Genomic DNA, 24,966 nt, shown 5'->3' on the forward strand with positions numbered 1-24,966 from the left:
TTAAATCTCTCCTTCAGTTGAGTTAGGATGAAACGCACGTTCTAAAATCGCCATTCGGGCGAACACACCATTTTTCATCTGCTCGAAGATTCGTGACTGGGTATGTTCGACCAGTTCGTCCGCAATCTCGATCCCGCGATTGACGGGTGCCGGGTGTAAGATGATTGCTTCCGGTCGAATCCGCCGCATCCGGTCGAGTGTCAAACCATATTGTTCGTGATACGTTTCTTCGAGCTCCATCGCCTGATTGTGCCGTTCCTGTTGAACCCGGAGTAACATGATGATGTCACTTTGCTCGAGTGCCTCGTCAATCGGGACATAGGCAATCCCCATCGTCTCGTCAAACCATTCCGGTGGACCGGAACCGATGACGGTCGCCCCGAGCCGCTGCAACACGTCCGCGTTCGACCGGGCGACCCGGCTGTGTCGCAGGTCCCCACAGATGACAACCGTTTTGCCGTGAATATGACCGAATTCAGCGAACATCGTCATTAAATCGAGTAAAGACTGGGACGGATGTTGACCACTCCCATCGCCCGCGTTGATGACCGGAATCGTCAACTGTTCAATCAGCGCGTGGTAATAACCTGTCTCGTGATGGCGGATGACAAGTGCTTCGACCCCGAGTGCTTCAAGTGTTTTACATGTATCAAGTAACGTTTCTCCTTTTTGGACGGACGATGTCGTCGTCTCAAACGGCAGGACATGCATTCCTAAGCGATGTTCCGCCATCTCGAATGAACAGCGTGTCCGTGTCGAATTTTCAAAGAACAGGTTGGCGATCGTTTTATTCGCAAAGGTATTTGACGGTTGTCCATGTTTCAATTCAAGCGCCCGCTCAATCAACTGCTCGATTTCTAGAATCGAGAGCTGGTCGAGACTGACGAAATCGGGACTCACTGGTTGGGTTTTCATCTCGTTCACTCCTTTTTCGGCCGCAAAAAAGCGCACCTTCTGATGTGAAGGTGCGCTGAAGAAAGCAGATGAACATCTGCGATCTACAAGGGCCTCCACTTTATCGTCCTCTCGGGAACGTCTTAAAAGTCGTTAGCTGCTCGTTTCGGTTGTAAAGGTGTTTCTTCGATGTCGACTTCTTCCTGTGCCGCCTTCGGTAAAATCAAGTTCAAGACAACTCCGAGGATGGTGGCGAGCGCCATTCCTTCTAACGAGAAGTTCCCCACTTTCAAAGCTGCACCGCCGATGCCGATGACCAAGATGACCGCCGTGATCGTCAAGTTTCGTTTATCTGCTAAATCGACCTTACTTTCGACGATCGTCCGGAGACCGTTCGAGGCGATGACCCCGAACAAGAGGATGCTGATGCCGCCCATGACGGGTGTCGGAATCGTTTTAATGAAGCCTTCGACGTATCCAAGGAATCCGAAGCTGATTGCAAGTAATGCTGCGCCACCAAGGACAAACACGCTGTAGACACGCGTAATCGCCATGACACCGTTATTTTCGCCGTATGTCGTGACAGGTGGTCCACCGAGCATCGAAGCGACTGCCTTGGCAATCCCGTCTCCAAGCACTGTCCGGTGCATTCCCGGATCAAGGAGCGTCTCGCGCCCAATGATGCGGGAAGTGACCTTTTGTTCACCGATATGTTCCGTCAACGTGACGAGTGTGACCGGGACGATCAAGGCGAGTGCTGCCCAGTTCAAGGTCGGTGAATAGTCGAGGAACGGAATCGTAAAGTCAGGTAGATGGAAGAATGTTGCTTCGCGCAGTGGTGCAAAATCAACGATCCCGCTAATTGCTGCGACGAGGTATCCGGCGAGAATACCGAACAAAATCGGCACCGTACTCCACATGCCTTTAAAGTACGTCATCGCGAGGAGCGTAACAGCGAGCGTCGTCAAGGCGACGAAGAAGAACAAGCCGTTATATGTGCCATCCGCTCCGTTCATTGCCATGCTGACAGCCGTTGGGGCAAGCGATAGACCGATGACCATGATGACTGGACCGATGACGACCGGCGGAAGCAGTTTCATCAACCAGGAGACACCTGTGTACATGATGATTAAGGAGACAAGTCCGTAGACAAGTCCAGCGACCATCCCGCCGACAAGTGCATCTTCGACACCCCAGCGTTCGCTGACGGCGATGATTGGGACGATGTAGGCAAAACTAGAACCAAGGTATGTGGGGACTTTGAAACGGGTGACGGCGAGGAAAATCAACGTGCCGACTCCGCTCGCGACGAGTGCGACAGATGTGTTTAATCCCGTAAGTAACGGAACGAGCACGGTCGCACCAAACATCGCGAAGACATGTTGGAGGCTGAGCATCAGCCATTGAAGAGGATGTTTCGGTAATTCACGGACTTCAAGAATTGCTTTATGTTTTGACATGAGAGCATCTCCCTTTCTGGTCTCTCTGGACCACGTTAAAGGTATTTTTGATTTAACGTTTAATGAATACTTGATCAGCATCGTCGACTTCTGATAAGGCGACGACGACTTGTTCTTCGCGTGACGTCGGAACGTTCTTGCCGATGAAATCTGGTCGAATCGGGAGTTCCCGGTGACCTCGGTCAACAAGGACAGCTAACTGAATCATGCTTGGTCGACCATGATCGACGAGTGCGTCCATTGCCGCGCGGACCGTCCGTCCCGTGTACAGGACATCATCGACGAGCACAACGATTTTTCCTGTGACGTCTTCCGGCATCTCGGACCCTTTGATTTCCGGCTCGAGGCTTTTCTTCGAGAGATCATCGCGGTACATCGAGATGTCGACGACACCGAGTAACACGGCTTTTCCTTCAATCTCTTCAATCCGCCGGGCAAGGCGTCTCGCAAGTGTTTCGCCCCGCGTCTTGATACCGACGATCATCAATTCTTCAATCCCTTTGTTGCGCTCGATGATTTCATGGGCGATTCGTGTTAAGGCACGACTGATTGCCGCTTCATCTAAAATGATGGCTGGTTTCATGGCTTCTCCTTTCATAAAAAAACCTCCTGCTTAATCGGCAGGAGGTTGTTGAAGACAGATGTGTACATAGCAAAGCCATGTGTTTACACGCGTTACGGTGTCTCCCTTTCGTAGCCTCTCCGGACTCGATTAAAGGTGTTCTAATTTTGTAGGATCGTCACGCGGACGACCGATTTGGTGAGGCTGATGTCTCGCATCGCTCTCTAGGTGTTACTCTACCGTTTTATTAGAAAAACGTCAAGACTCTAATTCAAGTTTTTTCAACTGACTGATCTCAAACGTCATCTCTTCCGGGAGTGGTGCTTCGAACGTCAACCATTCGCCGGTCCGTGGATGTTCAAATCCGAGAACCGCTGCGTGGAGTGCTTGACCATTCATCTTCATCGTCTTCCGCGGTCCATATTTCGGGTCACCTGCGAGCGGGAATCCGATATAGCGCATGTGGACACGAATTTGGTGAGTCCGTCCTGTTTCGAGTTTACACTCAACGACCGTAAAGCCTTCATACCGGTCAAGGACACGGAAATGCGTGACCGCTGCTTTTGAGTTTTTGTCCGTGACCGTCATCCGTTGACGGTCATTTTTATCACGGCCGACCGGTGCTTCAATCGTTCCGAGTTCATGGGGAATCTCGCCATGGACAAGCGCGATATAAAGACGTTCCGTCGTCTTATCTTTTAATTGTTGCGCAAGCGATTCATGGGCTAAATCATTTTTAGCGACCATCAAGAGACCCGATGTATCTTTATCGATCCGGTGAACGATTCCTGGTCGTTTGACCCCATTGATGCCTGAGAGGTCTTGACAGTGATGAAGCAACGCATTAACGAGTGTTCCTGACACATGTCCTGCTGCCGGGTGGACGACCATGCCTTTTGGTTTATTGATGACGATGACATCGCTGTCTTCGTAAACGACATCTAGCGGAATGTCTTCCGGTAAGATTTCGAGTTCGACGGCTTCCGGGATATGCACGGTGATGCTTTCCGTTCCCGTCATCTTATAGTTCGGTTTCACGATGCGTCCGTCTACTTCGACGTGCCCCGCCTTTAACCAGTCTTGCACTTGCGAACGCGACCACTCTTGTTGTTCAGCCAACCATTTATCGATTCGCCCTGTCGCGCCTTTTGCTTCGACCGTCCATACTTGTTGTTCATTCATTAATCAATCGTTCCCTTCTTCGTCAAACGCTCTTCGAACATGACGCTAATCAGCATCAAAATCACTCCAAATGTCAAGCAGACGTCTGCGACATTAAAGATCGGAAAATTATAGCCGAACGGATAAAAGTGTAAGAAATCAACGACTTCCCCACGCGCCATCCGGTCAATAAAATTTCCGATCGCTCCACTCAGTAGTAAAGCGACACTCCAAGCAAATACTTTGTTTTTTGTTCCTTCTTTGTACAGAAAATAAATCAGACCAACAACGACGAGAACCGTCACGATGAAGAAGAAGCCGAATTTTCCTTCAAGCATTCCCCATGCCGCTCCACGGTTGCGGTATGAATTGAGATAAAAGAAATTTGGAATGACTTCAATCGCTTGACCAATCGTCATCTGCTGAACGACGATCCATTTCGTCAATTGATCCACTCCTACGAGTAAAGCAGCAATCACTAAGTAAAGCCACATCCTGTTTTCCCCCACATCAAAAATAATGAGGGGTAGCTACGAAGTCGCAGTAGCCGCCCCTCCCCTTATTCATTATAAAGAATTGACGACCGCAGTACAACGAGGACAAAGTGTCGGATGAGCCGGATCTTGACCAAGTTCAGTCGAATATGTCCAGCAACGTTCACATTTCTCGCCGTCCGCTTTCAAAACAGTGATTGCTGTCGTCTCATAGTTACGTTCTGCCGAGTCGACAAAATCGATGTGTGAGACTTGAAGCAGTTGTTCAAGATGGTCGATTGTCGCAAGCAAGTTCTTCGTCGCTTCGTTCGGTGCGAGCTCGAGTTTGGCTTCGAGCGTTTTCCCGACGAGCTTCTCTGCCCGTGCTTCTTCAAGCGCCTTCAAGACATCATCGCGGAAGACGAGGAACGCGTTCCATTTCGCGATCAGTGCAAGTCCTTCTTCCGATACGTCGACTGCTTCCGGTAAATCCGTCAAGAAGATACTTGCCGTCTCGACACCAGGAACGAATTCCCATGCTTCGTCTGCCGTATGCGGTAAGACAGGTGCCATCAATTGTAACAATGTCACGACGGTATCATACATGACCGTTTGAACGGCACGACGCGCCGGTGCATCTGCTTGTTCGATATACAAGATGTCTTTCGTGTAGTCGAGGTAGAACGAAGACAGGTCAAGGACACAGAAGTTATGCAACAGTTGGTAAACTGCCATGAAATCATACGCATCATAGGCTTTTTTGACTTTACCGACTAATTGATCGAGCTTCGTCCGCATGAAACGGTCTGCTTCCGGTAAATCTTCAAACGCAACACGATGTGCCGTGTGATCGAATTGATCCAAGTTCCCGAGCAGGAAACGGACCGTGTTCCGGATTTTACGGTATGATTCTGAAACTTGTTTAAAGTTGTCCATCGATGCCCGGACATCTGACTGATAATCGACTGACGCAACCCACAGACGAAGAATCTCAGCACCGAATTGTTGCATGATTTGGATTGGGGCAATCGTATTCCCGATTGACTTCGACATCTTCCGTCCTTGACCGTCTAATACGAAACCATGACTGACGACTGCTTTATACGGTGCTTTTCCCGTTGTCGCAACAGCTGTCGAAAGCGACGAGTTGAACCAGCCACGGTATTGGTCTGAACCTTCGAGGTAAAGATCAGCCGGACGCTCTAGTTCTGGACGCGTCGCCAGCACACCGGCATGTGACGAGCCGGAATCGAACCAGACATCCATGATGTCTGTTTCTTTTTTGAACTGACCATTCGGACTTGCCGGGTGCGTAAAGCCTTCCGGCAATAAGTCGATTGCTTCGCGTTCATACCAGACGTTCGAACCGTGCTCTGCGAACAAGTTCGCGATATGGTCGATTGTTTCCGGTGTAACGATTTCTGTTCCGTCTTCTGCATAGAAGATTGGAAGGGGCACGCCCCATGCACGTTGACGCGAGATGACCCAGTCGCCACGATCTTTAAACATGTTGTGAAGACGTGTTTCTCCCCATGCCGGTACCCACTGCACATCTTTGATTTCGTCAAGGATTTCCGCACGGAAGTCTTTAATCGACGCGAACCATTGTGGTGTTGCCCGGAAGATGACCGGTTTTTTCGTCCGCCAGTCGTGCGGATACGAGTGTTTGATGAACGATAGTTTCAACAATGCGCCCGCTTTTTCTAACGCAAGACCGACTTCTTTATTCGCATCTTCATAGAACATGCCTTCGAATCCTGGTGCTTCCGCCGTCATGACCCCTTTATCATCGACCGGGCAGAGGACATCGAGTCCGTATGCTTGTCCGATGCGATAGTCATCTTCCCCGTGTCCAGGTGCCGTATGCACGACGCCGGTTGCTTCCGCCGTAACATGATCACCGAGCATGACGAGTGATTCACGGTCATAGAGCGGGTGTTTGGCTTTCATGTATTCGAAATCTGCTCCATTGAAGACACGACCGACTGTCGCGTCTTCCCATCCGAGTGCCTCGATGACTTCAGGAACAAGCGCCTCTGCGACGATATAACCTTTTCCTTCGTACTCGATCCGGGCATACGTGAGTTCCGCACTGACAGAGATTCCGAGGTTTGCAGGAATCGTCCACGGCGTCGTCGTCCAGATGACGAAGTGATCGGTTGGCTCTAAGATGTTATTTCCTTCTAAGACAGGGAACGCAACATAGATGGCAGCAGAACGTTTATCATGGTATTCGATTTCGGCTTCTGCCAGTGCCGACTCAGAAGAAGGTGACCAGTAGACTGGTTTTTTTCCTTTATAGATATAGCCTTTGTTCGCCATGTCACCGAAGAGGCGAATTTGCGCCGCTTCAAATTCCGGTTGGAGCGTGATGTATGGATTATCATAATCACCGAGAACACCTAAACGCTTAAACTGTTCACGCTGATGATCGACTTGTTCGAGCGCATATTTCGCACACAACTCACGGAACTCAGCGACCGACATCGTCTTCCGATCGACACCTGATTTTTGGAGCGCTGTTTCAATCGGTAAACCGTGTGTATCCCAACCCGGTACGTACGGTGAACGGAAACCATTCATCGATTTGTAACGGACGACGATATCTTTTAAGACTTTGTTTAATCCGTGCCCCATGTGAATATCACCGTTTGCGTATGGTGGTCCATCATGAAGGATGAAGGTTGGTTTCCCAGCATTTTTTTCTTGAACTGCTTGATATAAGTTCATCTCGTTCCAACGTGCCTGCATGTCCGGCTCACGTTTCGGCAAGTTACCTCGCATTAGAAATTCAGTTTTCATCATCAGTAATGTATCTTTGTACTCCATCTGGCATTCCCTCACTTCTTTTAATTTAACATACAAAAAAAGCCAAACACATCCCTGGTATAGGGACGAGCTTGGCTTGAACTCGCGGTACCACCCTACTAGTAGTTCAACCGTACGAACTACCACTTAAGAGCCCGATAACGGGGGCGAATCGGTGCGACTTACTTAATGGTTCAGTCTCACACTCGAAGGGGATATCCATTCTCACTTACTGTTCGGGCTCACACCAGTCCCCGATTCGCTTGCAGCAGTCTGATTAAGACGTGTCCTTGTCATTGATTTAAGTTATATGACATCGTCGTCATTATACGCAACTGCCGGAATCTCGTCAAGCGCACCACGGGTCGAACTATCAAACGCGTCCCAATCATGGCTTGCCAATAACTCCATCTGCGCATCGATCAAGACTTTAAAACGATTACGGTACAATTCGATTTTCTTACGCATCTGTTCGACTTCAAAGTCTGTCCGTTGCGCTCGACGCTGTGCGGAATCTTGCAGTTGTTCCGCTTCACGCTCGGCTTGTTTTAAAATCAAGCTTGCTTCTTTCGTCGCATTGGCCTTGACTTCTTCTCCTGCTTCTTGGGCAACGATGATTGACTTGTTTAACGTCTCTTCCATCGAACTGAAGTAATCGACACGCGATTGCATGTTTTGAATCACTTCTTGCTGTTGACGGTTTTCCCGCAACAACATTTCAAAATCCTTGATGACTTGATCAAGAAATTCGTTGACCTCATCCTCGTCATAGCCGCGAAACTTACGTGTAAATTCCTTATTATGAATATCAAGTGGCGTCAATGGCATGATGAAATCCTCCTCAGCATTTTTTAACCTTTTAATAATCCGTACTGTAATTTAATCCGGTCGCGTTTCGTCGACCCTAAAATAGCCGTCAATTTGACGCGGCCTGTTCCACGGAGCGAAAGCAAATCGCCTTCTTCAAGCATGAAGCTTGGATCTTCGACGATTTTATAATTCACTTTACTTTCCCCTTGTTTAATCAAACTCTGTGCTTTTTGTCTCGAAAAACCAAGCACTTCGCTGACGACAGTATCAAAGCGGAGCGAACTGACGAATCCAAGTTCTTCTTGCCATTCCTGTTCTTTGATCTTCAATTGGTCTTCTAGTTCGACGCGAGATAAACGAATTTTCGTTTTCCCTGCCCGCTCGACGTTGACTTCGATATAAGAAGCAACGTCTTCTGCGACTGCGAACTGAACGACTTGATCTTGAATGACGACGTCACCGAACTTGCCGCGTTTCAGACCGACGTTTAAGAGCGTACCTGTTACTTGTCGATGCGATAGTTCAACGAATTTTGTAGGATAATGAATACGATAGATGGCAATATCAAAGTCGCTCGCATCAAGTTCGTAGTAATCAGGCGCAATTAGTGCCCGCTGTCGCTCTGCCCCTTCGAAACCGCCCTCAAAAAAGAGGGCACATTTCGTTCCGACGAGTTCACGTGTGATTTGCTGTTCGCGTGGGTCAAGAAAATCTGTCAGTTTAAACGTATAGGTCGCTTCGACATGATCGATCCAGTTTAAGACAAGATCGACGAACTCCCGCTCATGTCCGCGATAGTGATCATAGACGCTCATTAGAAGAAGATTGCTCGAATGCCTGACTGTGCTAAGTTCAACACTAAAAAGGCAACGATTGGTGAGATGTCAAGCATACCTCCGATGGGCGGGATGATCCGTCGGAAAGGCGCGAGGAACGGTTCGACTAACATCGCTAATACTTGTCCGAATCTTGACTCTCGTGCGTTCGGGAACCATGAAAGTAAAATATAAGCAATCATGACATAGCTATAATATTGAAGTAACGTGCTCAATGTACGCCCAATCGCGTACATAACTTGTGAATCCATGTTTACCACCCCTTATGATTGATATCATCTTCTCCAAGTAGATTTGAAATACTACCCGCGAGCTCGACGTTGTTCGGCACACAGAGGAGCGTGTTTTGACTGATTGTCGTAATCGTACCATCGAGTGCAAAGACGACGCCTGAAAGAAAATTAATCATTTGCCGTGATTGATCTTTTGACATGCGTTGCATATTAACGATGACCGCACGATTTTGACGGAGATGCTCCCCAATTTCTTGTGCTTCATTGAAGACACGCGGCTCACTTAAAATGACTTGTGATTTTGCTTTTTTCGTATGAATCGGAACGATATTCGATTGACGCACAGGGTCCTCCTTTTGAGTAACACTCGGGGTAGATTCCTCGTAGTACTCTTCATACTCTTGCTCTGCAGTACCTCTACCTTTATTTATTGTAGCATCATTTTCATATTCAAGTTCGTCTAAATCGTCTGTGTTCCCAAGAAACAGATGTTGCATTTTCGATTTGAATCCCATTTCGATTCTCCTTTCAACTTCTTCTACGTTTTATGATTGGACGAGGACCGTTCCGATTCTGACGTGTGTCGCCCCTTCTTCAATCGCAATTTCATAATCAGACGACATCCCCATCGATAATTCCGTACAGGGAGCGTAAGACAGGTTTCGTGCTGCTACTTCGTCTCGTAAGACGCGTAAAGCGCGGAAAACGGACCGCACTTCCTCTTGATTTTCTGTCAATGGTGCCATCGTCATGAGTCCAATCACACGAACTTTTGGATATTGACCGATTTCATGTAGAAAGGAATGGATGTCTTCTGCGGAAATACCTTGTTTCGAAGCTTCACCCGAGACATTGACTTGAACAAAACAATCGATAGGACGTTTTGCACGTTTATTGATTTCTTCCGCTAAATGCAAACGATCGAGTGAGTGAAGCACATCGATTTGATCGATGATTTGACGTACTTTTCGCGACTGCAGTGTCCCGATGAAGTGCCACTCACAGGCTTCACGCCCAAGTGCTGCTTGTTTTTCTGACAAACCCTCCGGACGATTTTCACCTAGCGCCGTTATACCTGCTTCTAACAGCTCAGAGGCAACTTGACTTGAAACTGATTTCGTCACGCCAATCAGTTGTACCTGCTTTTTTTGAAAACTCTTTTCACTCGCTTGTTGCATCTTTTGTTGGACAAGTTGAACATTTTCATTAATCGACATGTAATGACTCCTTTACGATCAAGCTCGCGAAACGACCTTGGTGGTCCCCATGACGGTAAGAGAAATAGTCATCTGCTTGGCAGTGCGTACAAATTCCTGCATCAATGATGTCACCTAATCCACTTCGCTCTGCTAATGCAGCATTCGTCTGCTGAAGCGAAAGCATCGCTTTTCCGTTTTCTTTCATTGTGTAGGGCGTATCTTCAAGACCAAGCCCGTCAATCGCTTCAAGGACGGGTTGGTCGACCTCATAACAACATTCACGAATCGAGGGTCCGATGACCATTTGAATCGAGGAACGGTCTGCCCCCGCCGCTTCCATTCGGGCGACAGTCGCTTCAACGATATTCGCGACTGTTCCACGCCATCCGGCATGCGTATTCGCAATGATTCCTGTCGTCGGATCACAAAAAACGAGCGGTACACAATCCGCGAATAACATGGCGAGTAATACATTTGCATCCGTCGTCACCAATCCATCTGTACCCTCGATCGTTGTTCCATAATCCAGTGCGCCTCGTCCAGAATCTAGCGTCGTCACTTGTTCGACATGGTTCCCGTGAACCTGTTCTGCCCAAACTGAATTTTCGAGCGATAAATCAAGTTGACGGGCGATGACTTGCCGGTTTTGAATGACACCATCGCGATCGTCATTGACATGCAATCCAAGATTGCCAATACCATGCGGCGCTGAAAATTTTGTAGTGAATGCCGCACGCACTGTACCGGTCGGTGTATCCCACTTTATCCATTGACCAAACATCATTTCACATCCCTTTCAAAAAAGAGGTGCCGCTTACGCGACACCTCTTTGTCTAGCAGTCGTGTCTTGGAAAAAATCGATTAACGATTGTTCCGACGAAGGAATGATGGAATGTCCATCGTTTCTTCAACATCTGACCCTTTTGCTGGTTCTGGATTCGAGCTGACAGGTGTCTCTTCGACTTGTGGTTTCGGCTCCTCAGTCGCAGCAGGAGTTGGAGTCGCCTGCTTTTTCTTGAGTAAGTTTTTCATCATTTCTTGAGCAGATGGAATCTCGAAATCGAGTGGCTCGTTTTCGAATTCTGTTGCGATGACGGTAACGATGATTTCATCTTCTAAGTTATCGTTGATAACAGAACCGAAAATCAAGTTTACTTCTTCATCTGCTGCACTTTGAACGATTTGAGCAGCTTCCGTTACTTCATATAGACTGAGGTTCGCACTACCTGTGATGTTCATTAAGACACCTTTTGCACCTTCAATCGATGTTTCAAGCAATGGACTTGAAATGGCTTTCTTCGCAGCTTCCGTTGCACGGTGTTCGCCTGTCGCAACACCAACGCCCATCAAGGCAGATCCTTTTTCAGTCATGATTGTCTTAACGTCTGCAAAGTCTAAGTTGATTAAACCAGGGACAGCGATTAAGTCTGTGATCCCTTGAACCCCTTGACGAAGCACATTATCCGCTTCTTTGAATGCTTCGAGCATCGGCGTGTTACGATCAACGATTTCAAGTAATTTATCATTCGGAATGACGATTAACGTATCGACTTTTTCTTTAAAGTTTTGCACACCCGATACAGCGTGTTGCATCCGTTTGCGTCCTTCAAACATGAACGGTTTCGTTACGACACCGACAGTCAATGCGCCGATTTCTTTTGAAATTTCAGCGATGACTGGCGCAGCACCAGTTCCTGTCCCGCCACCCATACCTGCAGTGACGAAGACCATATCAGCACCTGACAAAATCTCTGTCAACTGTTCACGGCTTTCTTCTGCCGCTTTTTTACCGATTTCTGGATTCGCACCTGCACCTAAACCGCGTGTCAGCTTTGCACCGAGTTGGAGCTTCACATCTGCCTGCGACATGTTGAGTGCTTGTGCATCTGTATTGACGGCGATGAATTCTACGCCTTGTACACCATGTTCAATCATTCGGTTGACGGCGTTTGAACCACCGCCACCTACGCCGATGACCTTAATTTTAGCTACTTGGTCCATCATTTCATCAAAATGCAACATAAAAGGGGCCCCCTAATTTTTTATACTCATTGTATTTTAGTCATTAACCAAAAAACTTTTCAAAGAAACTACTGAATGATTTACGCTCTTTTGGAGGTTGTTCCTGTTGCGTTCGTTCTTCACGTACTGGAGACGGTGTCGGGTTCGTAAGCAATTGTTCTTGTTCACGATTTTGCGCCACGACTTCCTTCTCGTCCGCACGATCAAATCCTGATTTCGAAACCGTACTTCTTGAGAGTACATAGCGTAACATGCCGGCTGCCACAGCGTACTTCGGATTACGAATGCCTAAGCTGGCCGGTTGGTAGACGTTGACGTTCTGGTTGAAAATCCGTTTCCCTAGCTGATCGATTCCAGGAAGCGAAGAACTTCCACCGCAGAGAATGATGCCACTATTCATTTGTGGATGGCCAGCCTGCGTCATCCGTTTTTGAATCATCTCGAAGATTTCTTCGAGGCGTGCCTCTAAAACGAAACCGATCTCAGGTTGCGGCTCAAAACGATGCTCCCCATTAATCGTTACATAGGATACCTTTTCTTCAGGATCCCCTAACGATTCAAGCGCCACTCCGTATTCTTCCTTCGCAAGTTTTGCATCTTGGTACTTACAATTCATCTTATACGTTAAGTCACGTGTCAGATGATCGCCACCATAAGGTAACGTCGTCGAGTAAACGAGATCGTTTTTTTCATAAATCGACAATGTTGTCGTCTCATGTCCAATATCGATGATGCCGACGCCAAGCTCCAGTTCATCGATTGATGCCGCGATTCTTGAAACAGCTAAGCTTTCAAGTACGTATCCTGCAAGCTCTAGACCAGCCCGTTCGATTGAACGTTTAATGCTATGTAGGATCGTCTTCGCTCCAATGATCAACTTCCCTGTCACTTCTAGACGATAACCGATCATACCACGTGGATCCGTGATTTCTGTTTGTTGGTCGACCGTAAACGTTTTCGGTAGTACATCGACAACACTTAATTCGTTCGGAATGCGCATGACCATTGCGGAGTGTAAGACGTCTTTGACGTCGTCATCCGTAATTTCATTGTCTTCGCCTTTAATTGAAGTCATCCCTTGACAATCCTTGACTTGAATGTGTTCTCCAGAAATTGCTACATATACTTCACCAATCGGTTCACCGAGTGTCCGTTCCACTTCAGCGACCGCTTGTTTAATGGCATTGACTGTTTGGTCGATATCGACGATGACGCCACGTTTGACACCGGCAGATGGTGCAGAACCCTCCGCTAACACGTTCAGTGTCCCACCGAGTAGTTCACCGACGATGAGTTTCACTTCCGATGTTCCAATGTCTAGTGCGGCAATCGTACCTTTCGTTTCCATGGGAGTGACACCTCCACTTTCATAATACTCATACTGATTGTCCCTATATATATTCAGGAAACAAGATAAACTTCTTCTCGTTTAAGTCTACACTATATAAAACCCTACGAAAAGAAGTTATTGTCTAACTTACCCATCTAATAGATTACGATTTGATGACGATACGCCTACTTATTTACTAATGAAAACAAACGTTTGTCAATCTGCTGACTCATGACTAGGAATTTTCTATTTTTTTACTTTATATGGTTTGAAATAGATTCCCCCGTCAATCGTGATCGTCCCTGTTTTTCCTTTTGGTAAGGCTGAAATCACTTTGACATATTCATTCAACGAGTTAGAAAAAGCTGAAGTACTCAATAAGACGGTATTGCCATCCGTCATGAATAACTTCAATCCCCCTTTATCGGTTTTATCGTTTGCAACGATTTCCGAAATCCGACTCCGAACTTTTGGTTCGATTTTGACGAGTTCCTTCGTCAACCGTTCAAGGGACTGATCTGTAAAGCCTGTTAAAATCGGTGCATCGAACAATTCTTCCTTCGACTTTCCAGGGATGATTGTTCCATCTGCTAAGACGATTCGGTCTCCGGGTTGATCTTTCGCGTAAGCAATTTCTTTTTCCTCCACGACATTAACTTGATAGTTATGGAGAAAACTCTGTGTCATCGTTGCTTCCCGTATACCTGGTACATCTTCGATTCGCTCTAGCACAGCTTCTTCTGACACATTGAAAGCATGTGTCTCCTTCACCTTCATCCGTGACGCCTGAATGATGTCTTCTTCTTTGACATTGACGACACCGTCAATCTCAAGTGTCGCTACCCGCGAATAACTGGACTGAAGATAAAATACGACAGCAATCAATAGACCGATCAGGATGAGGACATAGATTAAACGTCGGTTTGCTTTCTTCCGGCGTTGTTCACGGATATAAGGAATCTTATCTTCTAGACTACTGACAGTGGCATCCGTATCTTTTACCGGTTGTCGCTCCTTCACGTTCATTCCTCCTCTACTTGATTAATTTCAGTTCCTTATCGGTCTATTCCTGCAACTGTTTAGTTTTTTTGTTGAATCAAGCGATTCAACTCGTCTACTAAATCACTCGATGCATTCGGCATCCCTAAAGCGAATGCGGCCTGCGACATCGCTTCTTGATTCGCAATCGCCGTTTTACAAGCATCGAATAACGTTTCTCCTGTCAGTTCAGCTTCTCGGACGAGCAAGCTTGCTCCTGTTTCGACGAGGGACGAGGCATTTACTTCTTGATGGTTTTCTGTGACGTATGGACTCGGAATGAGAATGCTCGGTAATCCGAGCGTCGTCAATTCTGCTAACGTGCTCGCACCCGAACGTGAAATGACGAGTTGACTCGCCTTTAAGATATTCGGTAAATCATAGACAAACGGACGTAACTGAATCCGCTCCGGGACCGTTCCGATTTGGCGAGTAATCTCTTCAAAATGAACTTGACCTGTCACGAACAACATCGACCAATCCATCTGAATGAACTTCGGCATCATCTCGATGATTGCTTGGTTGATTGCTGGCGCTCCACGACTTCCACCGTAAACGACGACTAACGGGCGCCCTTCTTCAAAACCATAACGTTGCCGTTCAATGACCGGGTCGACTTGCAAATCAGCTACTTCGGAAGCCCGGGGATTACCGATTAAAACGGTTTTCGCTTCGTTTTTACCGAAATGGTGACCTGATCCTTTAAACGATAACGCGACACGATCGACGTACCGAGCAAGGAACTTATTCGTAATACCAGGTAAACTGTTTTGCTCATGGACGAGTGTTTTATACCCCATCTTCGCTGCTGTATAAAGGACCGGTCCACAAACGAAACCACCTGTCCCGACCACGATGTCGGGGTTGAACTTTCGCAACATTTTCCGGACACGGGTCACGCTCTTTAAGAAACGGATTCCCGTCTTAACGTTTTCAAATGATAACGAACGGCGAATACCTGAAATCTCAATCGATTCAAAGGGAATTCCTGCGCGTCGGACGATATCTGCTTCTAGCCCATTTTCCGTTCCGATGTATAGCACTTCACACGGCATCCGTCGCTCGATTTCGCGGATCATCGCGAGCGCCGGATAAATATGCCCTCCGGTTCCACCACCTGATACGACGATTCTCATTTAGCATCTCCTCCAATCGATTCGACGGCGCGAACAAAATGTTCGCCACGTTCTTCATACGTCTTATATTGATCCCAGCTCGCTGACGCAGGCGATAATAAGATGATATCCCCGGCTTGTGAGACATCAAATGCTGCCTGTACTGCTTGCGCCATATCGCTGACGACCGTTGCATCAATCTTTTCTTGACGTGCCAGTTCCGCAAAACGTGGTCCCGTCTCGCCCAAACCGACGACATGCTTGACTTGTGTCATCGACTCTACGAGTGGTGTTAAATCAGCACCGCGTTCTAGTCCGCCACATAACCAAATGATTGGAGCTTTAAAACCGGATAGTGCTGCTTCCGTCGCTACGTTGTTCGTCGCTTTCGAATCATTGTAGACTTTACGTCCCTTGAATTCGCCAATGTACTCTGTACGATGCGCGACGCCACCGAATGTCCGTAAGACGTCCTGCACCGCTTGTAACGGAATATTGAATGGTTCTACTAACGTCAATGCTGCTAAGACGTTCTCTAGATTGTGTCCCCCACCTAAAGCCAGTTCAGCGGCCGGTAAGATCGGCGTTTCACCAACCATAATCATGTCCTGCTCGACACGAGCATAAGCTGGACTCTTACGTGAAAAACGCAACCGCTCTGCTTTTGCCTGATCACTTAAGCGCATGACGACATCATCGTCTGCATTGACGACAAGGCGGTCATTCGCATCCATGTTACGGAAAATTCGTGCTTTCGCTTCCGCGTAGGATTCAAGATCACCATGATAGTCAAGATGAGCCGCTGATAAGTTTAAGAAAGCCGCACTCATTGGTTTAAAGGCGTGCATTCCCATCAGTTGGAAACTCGAAAGTTCAATCACGATGATTGCATCATCTTCCGCTTCTTTCGCAATCTCAATCGCCGGGAAGCCGATGTTTCCCGCCAAGTGTACCGGACGCGTCTGCTGTTTCAATAATTCGTGGACAAGCGTCGTCGTCGTCGTCTTCCCGTTTGACCCTGTAATCGCTACCCATTGCGCATTCGTCGCATGATAGCCGAGCTCGACTTCCGTCCAGATTGGAATCTGTCGCACCAGTGCTTCTTGCAAGAGCGGAATCTGATACGGAATCCCTGGATTTTTGACGATGAGCTCTACTCCTTCAAGTAACGTGAGCGGATGCTCGCCGAAAGTCGTTTTGACACCGAGTTTCAGCAAAGTATCTTGATCTGTTCCCGAGGGTGTCCCACCGTCGTTCACCGTCACATCTGCCCCTGCTTCGACCAAATACTTAGCCGCTGCGATACCACTTTTAGCCGTTCCGAGCACTAAGACCTTTTTGTTGACCCAATCAGACTTCTTCATCTTAAAATCGCTCACTTTCTTCATCCGGAAATTTCAATTAAACAAGCAAGTAGGCAATGAACGCTACGATACAACTAATCGAAGCAAACGTACCGACAATCCGCCATTCACTCCAACCGACCATCTCGAAATGATGATGAATCGGGCTCATCTTAAAGATACGTTTTCCCGTCGTTTTAAATGAAATCACCTGTAAAATCACAGATAATGTCTCAACAACGAACACGATTCCAATTAAGACAAGTAGCAATTCAAGTTTTAAGAGGATGGATAACCCGGCGAGTGCTGCTCCGAGTGCGAGCGAACCTGTATCCCCCATGAAGATTTTCGCAGGGTGGGCATTGAACAATAAGAATCCAATCAATGCACCGACTGCTGACATCGCGAATAACGCGACCCCTACTTCATCTGCAACGAACCACGCATACAAACTAAAGAACAGGAATGTCGGGATTGCTGTAAAGGATACGAGACCATCTAATCCGTCCGTCAAATTGACGGCATTCGAGAATCCGACTAACCAGAACAACGCGACAAGTGGATAAAGCAAGCCGAAATCAAACGTCATTGACGTAAACGGGATCGCTAAGTAAGTCGCTTCGCTTGTAAACCCACCACTCAACCATACAAACAATAATCCAACAACGATTTGTCCAATTAATTTTTGTTTCGAGTTCAATCCAAGGTTACGTTTTTTGACGACTTTGATGTAATCATCGATGAATCCGATCGCACCATAAGCAAGCGTCAAGAACAAGAGTGACAAGTGATTCGCTTCTAAGTCTCCCGTAATCATCGCCGCAATCAAACTCCCGATCATTGCGAGTAAAATGACGATTCCACCCATCGTTGGCGTTCCGGACTTGACCTGGTGCCACTGCGGTCCTTCTTCTCGAATTTCTTGTCCAAATTTCAACTGGTGTAAAAAAGGAATCGCTCTTGGCATGACAAGAAGAACCACGAGTAAAGCGACAATTAAACTGATGAATAATGTAATCATTGCAAACACCTACTTTTAAGAATTAAATTTTGTTTAAATCCGTTAAAATCTGCTCAAGCGCTACTCCACGAGAAGCTTTAAGCAACACAATCGTTTGTTCACCCAACAACGGACGAAGCAACGTAGCCGCCTGATCGACCGTCTCTGCGAATTCGACCACTACCGACGGATCAGTAATGCCTTCCGCGATATACCGTCCCTTCTCTCCTACAAGAATAGCATGTGAGACTGGAAGTGTAATCCGCTTACCGACCGATGCGTGCAATTCACGCTCTTGGTCCCCAAGCTCGTACATGTCTCCTAAGACAACAACGCGGGTCGGATAACCGTCAAGCTCTGCAACCGTCTCGATTGCCGCATTCATCGATGTCGGGCTTGCATTATAAGCATCATTGATAATGGCTGTCTTGTGATAGACGAGACGTTCCATCCGCATCGGTGTCAATTTCACTTCATCCAGCCCTGCCTGAATCACCTCGTCCGCAACCCCGAGTGCACGTGCTGTCGCAATCGCATAAGCCGCGTTGCGCACTTGATGTTTTCCAAGAATCGGAATACGGAATGTTGCTCCGGCAAATTGAAACGTCGTTCCGAGGAAGGTCGCCTCTGCTTGCTCGATGACAAATGTGTTTGCGTGGTGGTAACCAATCCGCTCACCTGTAACACCAGCAAGTAACGCTTCGTCTCCGTCAAGGAATAGATGACCATCCGGCTTTAGACCTGCTGTGATTTCTAATTTGGCTTTTGCAATTCCTGCACGCCCCCCGACATGTTCCGCATGAGACTCACCGATATTCGTTACAAGTGCGATATCCGGTTCTGCTAATTGTGATAAGAACTCGATGTCACCGAAGCCGCTCATTCCCATCTCGAGCACCGCTACCTCCGTGTCACGAGGCATCATCAAAATCGTCAACGGCATGCCGATGTCTGAATTAAAATTACCTGATGTCTTATGCGTCCGATACGTCGTTTTCAATACACTTTCGACCATATCTTTTGTCGATGTCTTACCATTGGACCCCGTAATCGCCACTACCTTTGGTGAGACGAGTTTCAAGTAACGTGTTGCAATATGTTGCAACGCGGCTAACGGGTCTTCGACTTCGAGTACGACGATGTCTGCGTCCGGAAGCGGGATTCCTTTTTTCCATAACGTCGCGATGGCTCCTTGGTCGATTGCTCCTTCGATGAACGAATGTCCGTCGACGCGCGCGCCTTGTATCGGAACGTACAATCCTTCTGTCAGTTCACTTCTCGAATCCGTCGCAAAGTGGCGAAGCGATCTTTTGTCTGTCACATCTAATCCGAGCCAACTTGCGATTTCTGTTATCGTCACCATTTCATTTCCTCCACTCATTTACAGAAAAAGAGGACGAATTCAAAAGTCAACGAATGACTCCTGTTCGTCCTCGTTCTCCTGCAGAAAATTAGGGACCGCTTTTACCTTAATCGTTTGGTTCAGCGAGTTCAACCGTCAACTTTCCATTTTCTTTCACTAGTGTACCAGTTCGGGCTGATTGTTTGGTTACAAAACCTTTACCAATCACATCTAACTTCAAATCATACAAACTGACGAGCTTTTTGACATCTCGTTGCGACCAGCCGGTCAAATCAGGCATCTTGAACGTATCATCCGTTTTAAGAAGGACACGTTCACCACTGACGAATTCCTGACCACGCGACGGGATTTGCGAGACGACTTGTGCCCCGTCACCTAAAATAATCGGAACGGCACCTTGTTCCTTCGCTAAAGCCTTCGCTTCGGCAGCGGTTTTTGTAATATAGCTCGGTGTTATTTTTGCTTTGACATCGACTGACTCTTTTTGTGTTTCGGGTTGGATGCTCCGATACTGGAGTGCTGTATTCATGACGCTTTTGAAAACTGGACTCATGATACTTGGACCCGAGACCGATGATTCATTTTTCGATGGACGATCGACTGCAATGTACATGATGAGTTCAGGATCATCCTTCGGGGCCATTCCGATGAAGGAATGGATGAACTTTCCTTGGATATACTTCCCGTTCTCTGAAATTTGCGCTGTCCCTGTTTTACCGATGACGCGGTAATCATCCAACTTATACATTTGTCCCGTTCCAAGCTTACTGTTGACGACGCCATCGAGTGCTTCCCGCGTCGCCTTCGCCGCTTCAGCCGAAATCGGTTTGCCGACCACTTCCGTTTTTGCTTTGTAAGGAGCCTGATCGACGTGATCTGCCTTTTGGATGATGTGTGGTTTGACCATTTCACCATTTCCAGCGATTGCCGTCGCTCCCTGCAACAATTGCATCGGAGTCACGGCGGTCGATTGTCCCCACGACGTGATGACCGTATTTAACGGTTTTGATAAATCGGACTGACTGTTTACTTCTCCCGAGATGTCTATACCCGTCTTTTGATCAAAATGAAACTTCTTAAAGTATTCTTTATACCGCTCGATGCCTAGCTTTTCAGCTGTCAAAATCGAGAACATGACATTCGACGAGTGATAGACTCCTTCAATCATTGGAATCGTCCCCCAACCAACATCATTGTAATCCTTGATGACTGTGCCTTTATAGTTGTAGTTACCTGACTTATACGGTTCATTCGGCCGAAAGACACCGGCATCAATCGCAGCCGCCAGCGTAAAGATCTTCATCGTCGAACCCGGTTCGAACCGTGAGGAAACGGCAAAGTTCGTGAAATCTGTCATATCCCGCAAGTTCGGATTGAATGATGGTCGATCCGTCATCGCGAGTATTTCACCCGTTTTTGCATCCATGACGACACCTGTCGCATTTTTAGGTTTGTATTCGTCATACATTTTCTGCATTTGTTTTTCGAGCGCTTGTTGAATTCGGTGATCAATCGTCAAGTATAAGTTCGAGCCATCTTTCGGCTCATTTGAAATACGCGATCCACCTTGAATCAATTCACCGCCACTTCGATCTTTTTCAAAGACACGGGACCCAATTGACTCCCGTAACGCATCATCATATTGTTTTTCGATCCCCATCTGTCCTTTTAAGACGACGCGTCCGTTATCCTCCGTCATCTTTTGAACGAATCCGAGCGTATCGGATAGAAAAACACCGTTTGGATAATATCGTTTTGGCTCTTCAATCAGTCGGATTCCGGGAAGGTCGAGCTTATCAATTTTTTCTTTTTGATCAAGCGTCAAATCACTCCCTTTTTTTCCGAACTCGATTTGCGAGCGGTCTTTATTTTCAATCAAATACGTCTCAAGCTCTTTGACCGTCATACCAAGAATCGGCGCGAGCCCTGTCGCCGTCTTCTTATAGTCAACGACTGTCGCATCCGGATCTTGAACGCCGCCTAACCGGTAGACTGCGACAAGGTGGTAAGAGGGTACATTGATCGCAATCGGTGAACCGAGACGGTCAAAAATTTCCCCTCGCTCTGCCGAGAGCGTCGACTCGGCTTCCCAGCGTTTCTTTTCCGCGTAGGCAATCATATCTTCTCCGTGAAACTTTTTAGTTGTCGACAAATAAAGAAACCGGCCAATAAACACAAAAAAGAGAGCAGCAAATATCATCATGATGATGGCTACTCTCACACGGGACTTTTTAAGTGGATTCATTTAGGAATCACCTTGATGTTCCCTTTTCGCATATCAAGACCTTGTTCTTTCGCAATCTTGTAGATCCGTTCTGGAGAGCTTAAATTCGTAACTTCAAGTTGAAGACGTTCATTTTCCTTCTTCATCTCTTGCGTCACTTGATTTTCCTTCGCAAGATCTCGACTGACGTTATAAGCATCATTGTGTGCCCCAATCGTCGCGCTACCGAATAAGACGAGACCACCAATCATTGCACTGTATAAGAATTTTTCAAAGGGATACAGGCGATACTTCGGACGGACGGCGACGCGACGATTAATGTCTTCCGTTTTCGTCGGTTCTTGAACTGGGCGCTGACGAACAGGTTCTAGCGATTGGACTGGTTTACGAAGTGGTTCTGCCATCTGAATGCTCCTCTCAACTTTCCTTCATTTTTTCAACAATCCGTAACTTAGCAGAACGTGAACGACGGTTATCATCAAGCTCATCATTTCCTGCTGTAATCGGCTTACGTGTGACGAGGCGAAGTTCTGGTTCAAACTCTTTTGGAATCATCGGCAATCCTTGTGGAAGCTCAGGTAACGATGATTTTTCTTTAAATGCTAGTTTACACATGCGGTCTTCAAGTGAATGGAACGTGATGACACAAAGACGACCACCAACAGCCAGCAAATCAATCGCCTGATACACCGCTCGATCGAAGACATTCAATTCATCATTGACAGCAATCCGAATCGCTTGGAACGTCCGCTTTGCCGGATGCCCACCCTTTCGACGGGCAGGCGCTGGAATCGCGTCCTTGATGAGTTCGACCAGTTCGAACGTCGTCGTGATTGGACCTTCTTCACGTGCCTTTTCAATTTTCCGTGCAATCTGCTTCGAAAATTTTTCTTCTCCGTATGTAAAGAAAATCCGAACGAGATCATTATATGGCCAGTCGTTGACGACTTCATATGCCGATAACGATGACGTTTGATCCATTCGCATATCGAGACGCGCATCAAAGTTATAACTAAAACCACGTTCCCCTTCATCCAGCTGGGGGGAGGATACACCGAGATCAAACAAAATACCATCTACTTTAGTTACACCTAACTCATTTAGCTTTTCTTGCAAGTGAACGAAGTTACTCTTAATCAGCGTAAAGCGACCGGCATACGCTGCGAGACGTTCTTCCGCATGGGCAAGCGCGACGTCATCTTGATCAAATGCATAGAGATGACCTGTCGTCAATTGCTTCACGATTTCTTCACTGTGTCCTGCTCCACCTAATGTACAATCTACATATACTCCATCAGGTTTAATATCTAGCCCTTTAATGGACTCCCATTTTAATACCGTTTCATGTTCAAACATGCCCTGCCTCACCTTTCAGTGTCCAAGATGGACGTTACTCTTTTTCAATGTATCACATTCCTTATTTAAAACGTTACGAAAATGAGACAGTTTTCTTGATTTATTTCACTTTTAGGTATCTTTCGCTAAAAAAACAAAAAAACCTGCTCATTTCAGCAGGTTTAAAGCAAAATTTCCAATTGTTCAGCATCTGTCTGCTCATATTGTACACGCAGGTTTTGAATTAAATCTAAACCGTAGCGATTGAGCCATGGCAAGATGGAGTGCATGCGCTCTTGAGGCGCTCCATTCGGAAGAAGTTGATACTGGAGTGAGCGTTTTGTTCGCATGAGGCGATCGTAATTCCGCCGCTCTTGCGTAACGAGCGTATCGATTGCGAGTTGAATTTGTTTATTCAGCTTTTTCGTCGCTGATAAATTTTTAGAAGTTGCCCGCTCGACCTGTTCAATTTCTTGAATGAGTGCAGTACCTAAAATATGCGACGAATGCAGCTGACTATTTATCTTCGTCGCATCGAACGGTTCAATCGCTACACCATGCGATAATACTTGTTCTAGCGACAAGTCATACCGGCGAAGCAGCTTTTCGTCCCGCGCCCGTAACATGACGGCGCCCATTCGTGGAATGAGCAGCGGCATCGTCCAATCAAAGTGATGGAACAATGGCCGAAGACGTGTCCAGTAGGCAATCTCACCAGGTCCTCCGATATAGGCGAGGGTCGGGAACAGATAATCCTGCATCAACGGTCGTGTGACGACACTATTCGAAAAACGCTCAGGACTTGCATACAGCAACGCCAGTAACTCAAGTTCCGTGTAAGTCTTCCCCTGCTTCGTTACAAAGTCTTCTCCCGGGTACAATAAATCCCGTCCGATGTCCTCGACGAACAGATGCGCTGCTTCTTCATTCAAGAAGGTATCCGGTAAGTCCGTCGTTTGCTGAATCCCGGTCGACAACGCTTGACGAATTTCTTTGTTGTCTTGAATCAACTGCTCAAAGAATGGAATTTCGAGTTCGCGTACTGCTTTTGCATCGGCATCAAAAAAGATGACATCATGCTTCACTAATTCTCCGAGTAGCGCTGAGAAAAAACCGCCATATGTCGTTTCTTGATCAATCAACCGCTCCACCAGCAAAACAAGTTCCTTTGTATTTTGTGTTTCTTGGTCGACGCTCAAGGCTTGGCGTAAGACTTGTTTGACCGCTTTTTGATCGAGCGTCATCCGACTAACGGAACGCTGAATCGTATCTTGCGGTGAAACCGTCAATTTTCGCGGTTGATATTCTGCCGTCGGTGCATAGATATGATTGATTTCATCAAAATCATGATCTTCGGTCGCGAGCCAAAAGATCGGAACAACCGGTAACCCCAATTGATTTTCCGCTTGCTTCGCGACCTTTAGACAGGTTAACAGTTTGTAAATGGCATATAAAGGCCCCCCGAAGATACCGGTTTGCTGCCCAGTAATGACGACTTGTGCCTCACCCGTCCGTAAACGTTCGAGACGCTGTCGAATCGTTCCAGTCATCTGCGGATTTTGACGAATCAACTCATCGACGAGTGGACTGAGATGAGGATACTGACGCTCTCGAAGACGTTGGCTCCGCGCTTGCATCCCTTCTTCTCCGATGTGGTCTACATATTTAGAAAAGTCTTCACCCGTCGCTCTATGCATCAACGAGTTGTCTTCATATAAGGCGTGAAATGATTGTACCTTCAAACAAAATCCCTTCTTTCT

The 24,966-nt window shown here is 47.1% G+C and carries 23 protein-coding genes and 1 other annotated feature; all 23 genes read right to left on the reverse strand.

The window, feature by feature from the left end; genetic code table 11:
• The 23 genes from KNP99_RS04410 to bshC all read right to left on the reverse strand — a co-directional run bounded on the left by KNP99_RS04410 (nucleotide 1) and on the right by bshC (nucleotide 24,948).
• Nucleotides 1-915, reverse strand: a complete 915-nt coding sequence (locus KNP99_RS04410) for an aspartate carbamoyltransferase catalytic subunit (protein ID WP_214765211.1) — start codon at nucleotides 913-915, stop codon at nucleotides 1-3.
• 122 nt (nucleotides 916-1,037) lie between these two features.
• Entirely contained in the window at nucleotides 1,038-2,354 is a 1,317-nt protein-coding gene (locus KNP99_RS04415) for a uracil-xanthine permease family protein (protein ID WP_214801892.1), read from the reverse strand.
• Nucleotides 2,355-2,406: 52 nt separating this feature from the next.
• On the reverse strand, nucleotides 2,407-2,937 hold the full coding sequence (pyrR, locus tag KNP99_RS04420; RefSeq protein ID WP_029330897.1) for a bifunctional pyr operon transcriptional regulator/uracil phosphoribosyltransferase PyrR: 531 nt from the start codon (nucleotides 2,935-2,937) through the stop codon (nucleotides 2,407-2,409).
• Between the two features lie 237 nt (nucleotides 2,938-3,174).
• A complete protein-coding gene (locus tag KNP99_RS04425; RefSeq protein WP_088837422.1) occupies nucleotides 3,175-4,098 on the reverse strand; it encodes an RluA family pseudouridine synthase in 924 nt (307 codons plus the stop codon).
• Nucleotides 4,098-4,571, reverse strand: coding sequence for a signal peptidase II (lspA, locus tag KNP99_RS04430; protein WP_088837423.1), 474 nt, complete (start codon nucleotides 4,569-4,571; stop codon nucleotides 4,098-4,100). Before lspA ends, KNP99_RS04425 begins: the two co-directional genes overlap by 1 nt.
• A gap of 72 nt (nucleotides 4,572-4,643) precedes the next feature.
• Complete coding sequence (gene ileS, locus KNP99_RS04435; RefSeq protein WP_088837424.1) at nucleotides 4,644-7,379, reverse strand: isoleucine--tRNA ligase; 2,736 nt, start codon at nucleotides 7,377-7,379, stop codon at nucleotides 4,644-4,646.
• A gap of 58 nt (nucleotides 7,380-7,437) precedes the next feature.
• Nucleotides 7,438-7,664: a binding site (T-box leader), on the reverse strand.
• Entirely contained in the window at nucleotides 7,665-8,186 is a 522-nt protein-coding gene (locus KNP99_RS04440) for a DivIVA domain-containing protein (protein ID WP_088837425.1), read from the reverse strand. It lies immediately after the preceding feature.
• A 23-nt stretch (nucleotides 8,187-8,209) separates the two neighbouring features.
• Nucleotides 8,210-8,983 carry a YlmH family RNA-binding protein gene (locus KNP99_RS04445; protein ID WP_029330902.1) on the reverse strand — a complete coding sequence of 258 codons (774 nt, stop codon included), beginning with the start codon at nucleotides 8,981-8,983 and terminating at the stop codon, nucleotides 8,210-8,212.
• Nucleotides 8,983-9,255: a YggT family protein gene (locus tag KNP99_RS04450; protein ID WP_088837426.1), complete on the reverse strand. Its 273-nt coding sequence runs from the start codon at nucleotides 9,253-9,255 to the stop codon at nucleotides 8,983-8,985. Before KNP99_RS04450 ends, KNP99_RS04445 begins: the two co-directional genes overlap by 1 nt.
• Nucleotides 9,256-9,257: 2 nt before the next feature.
• Nucleotides 9,258-9,752, reverse strand: a complete 495-nt coding sequence (locus KNP99_RS04455; RefSeq protein ID WP_029330904.1) for a cell division protein SepF — start codon at nucleotides 9,750-9,752, stop codon at nucleotides 9,258-9,260.
• A 30-nt stretch (nucleotides 9,753-9,782) separates the two neighbouring features.
• Nucleotides 9,783-10,454: a YggS family pyridoxal phosphate-dependent enzyme gene (locus tag KNP99_RS04460; protein ID WP_088837427.1), complete on the reverse strand. Its 672-nt coding sequence runs from the start codon at nucleotides 10,452-10,454 to the stop codon at nucleotides 9,783-9,785.
• The gene (gene pgeF / locus KNP99_RS04465) at nucleotides 10,444-11,217 is read right to left on the reverse strand and encodes a peptidoglycan editing factor PgeF (RefSeq protein WP_214801894.1); all 774 of its coding nucleotides are present in this window, start codon (nucleotides 11,215-11,217) and stop codon (nucleotides 10,444-10,446) included. The genes KNP99_RS04460 and pgeF overlap by 11 nt, the downstream gene beginning before the upstream one ends.
• An 80-nt stretch (nucleotides 11,218-11,297) precedes the next feature.
• Nucleotides 11,298-12,458 (reverse strand): cell division protein FtsZ, encoded by a 1,161-nt coding sequence (gene ftsZ, locus KNP99_RS04470; protein ID WP_029330907.1) that lies wholly within the window; start codon nucleotides 12,456-12,458, stop codon nucleotides 11,298-11,300.
• A gap of 43 nt (nucleotides 12,459-12,501) precedes the next feature.
• Nucleotides 12,502-13,806, reverse strand: a complete 1,305-nt coding sequence (ftsA, locus tag KNP99_RS04475) for a cell division protein FtsA (RefSeq protein WP_214765220.1) — start codon at nucleotides 13,804-13,806, stop codon at nucleotides 12,502-12,504.
• Between the two features lie 228 nt (nucleotides 13,807-14,034).
• Complete coding sequence (locus KNP99_RS04480) at nucleotides 14,035-14,808, reverse strand: cell division protein FtsQ/DivIB (protein ID WP_088837430.1); 774 nt, start codon at nucleotides 14,806-14,808, stop codon at nucleotides 14,035-14,037.
• Between the two features lie 59 nt (nucleotides 14,809-14,867).
• Nucleotides 14,868-15,962, reverse strand: a complete 1,095-nt coding sequence (gene murG, locus KNP99_RS04485; RefSeq protein WP_088837431.1) for an undecaprenyldiphospho-muramoylpentapeptide beta-N-acetylglucosaminyltransferase — start codon at nucleotides 15,960-15,962, stop codon at nucleotides 14,868-14,870.
• A complete protein-coding gene (gene murD, locus KNP99_RS04490) occupies nucleotides 15,959-17,305 on the reverse strand; it encodes a UDP-N-acetylmuramoyl-L-alanine--D-glutamate ligase (protein ID WP_214765222.1) in 1,347 nt (448 codons plus the stop codon). The genes murG and murD overlap by 4 nt, the downstream gene beginning before the upstream one ends.
• Nucleotides 17,306-17,342: 37 nt before the next feature.
• On the reverse strand, nucleotides 17,343-18,305 hold the full coding sequence (gene mraY, locus KNP99_RS04495) for a phospho-N-acetylmuramoyl-pentapeptide-transferase (protein WP_088837433.1): 963 nt from the start codon (nucleotides 18,303-18,305) through the stop codon (nucleotides 17,343-17,345).
• A gap of 22 nt (nucleotides 18,306-18,327) precedes the next feature.
• Nucleotides 18,328-19,647, reverse strand: coding sequence for a UDP-N-acetylmuramoyl-tripeptide--D-alanyl-D-alanine ligase (locus KNP99_RS04500; protein ID WP_214845140.1), 1,320 nt, complete (start codon nucleotides 19,645-19,647; stop codon nucleotides 18,328-18,330).
• Nucleotides 19,648-19,753: 106 nt separating this feature from the next.
• The gene (locus KNP99_RS04505; protein ID WP_088837435.1) at nucleotides 19,754-21,892 is read right to left on the reverse strand and encodes a penicillin-binding transpeptidase domain-containing protein; all 2,139 of its coding nucleotides are present in this window, start codon (nucleotides 21,890-21,892) and stop codon (nucleotides 19,754-19,756) included.
• On the reverse strand, nucleotides 21,889-22,275 hold the full coding sequence (ftsL, locus tag KNP99_RS04510; RefSeq protein WP_088837436.1) for a cell division protein FtsL: 387 nt from the start codon (nucleotides 22,273-22,275) through the stop codon (nucleotides 21,889-21,891). Before ftsL ends, KNP99_RS04505 begins: the two co-directional genes overlap by 4 nt.
• 13 nt (nucleotides 22,276-22,288) lie before the next feature.
• Nucleotides 22,289-23,227, reverse strand: coding sequence for a 16S rRNA (cytosine(1402)-N(4))-methyltransferase RsmH (gene rsmH, locus KNP99_RS04515; protein ID WP_029330916.1), 939 nt, complete (start codon nucleotides 23,225-23,227; stop codon nucleotides 22,289-22,291).
• 161 nt (nucleotides 23,228-23,388) lie between these two features.
• A complete protein-coding gene (gene bshC, locus KNP99_RS04520; RefSeq protein ID WP_214765226.1) occupies nucleotides 23,389-24,948 on the reverse strand; it encodes a bacillithiol biosynthesis cysteine-adding enzyme BshC in 1,560 nt (519 codons plus the stop codon).
• Nucleotides 24,949-24,966: the final 18 nt, after the last annotated feature.

The organism is Exiguobacterium sp. s95 (assembly GCF_018618655.1).
Classification (GTDB): domain Bacteria; phylum Bacillota; class Bacilli; order Exiguobacteriales; family Exiguobacteriaceae; genus Exiguobacterium_A; species Exiguobacterium_A oxidotolerans.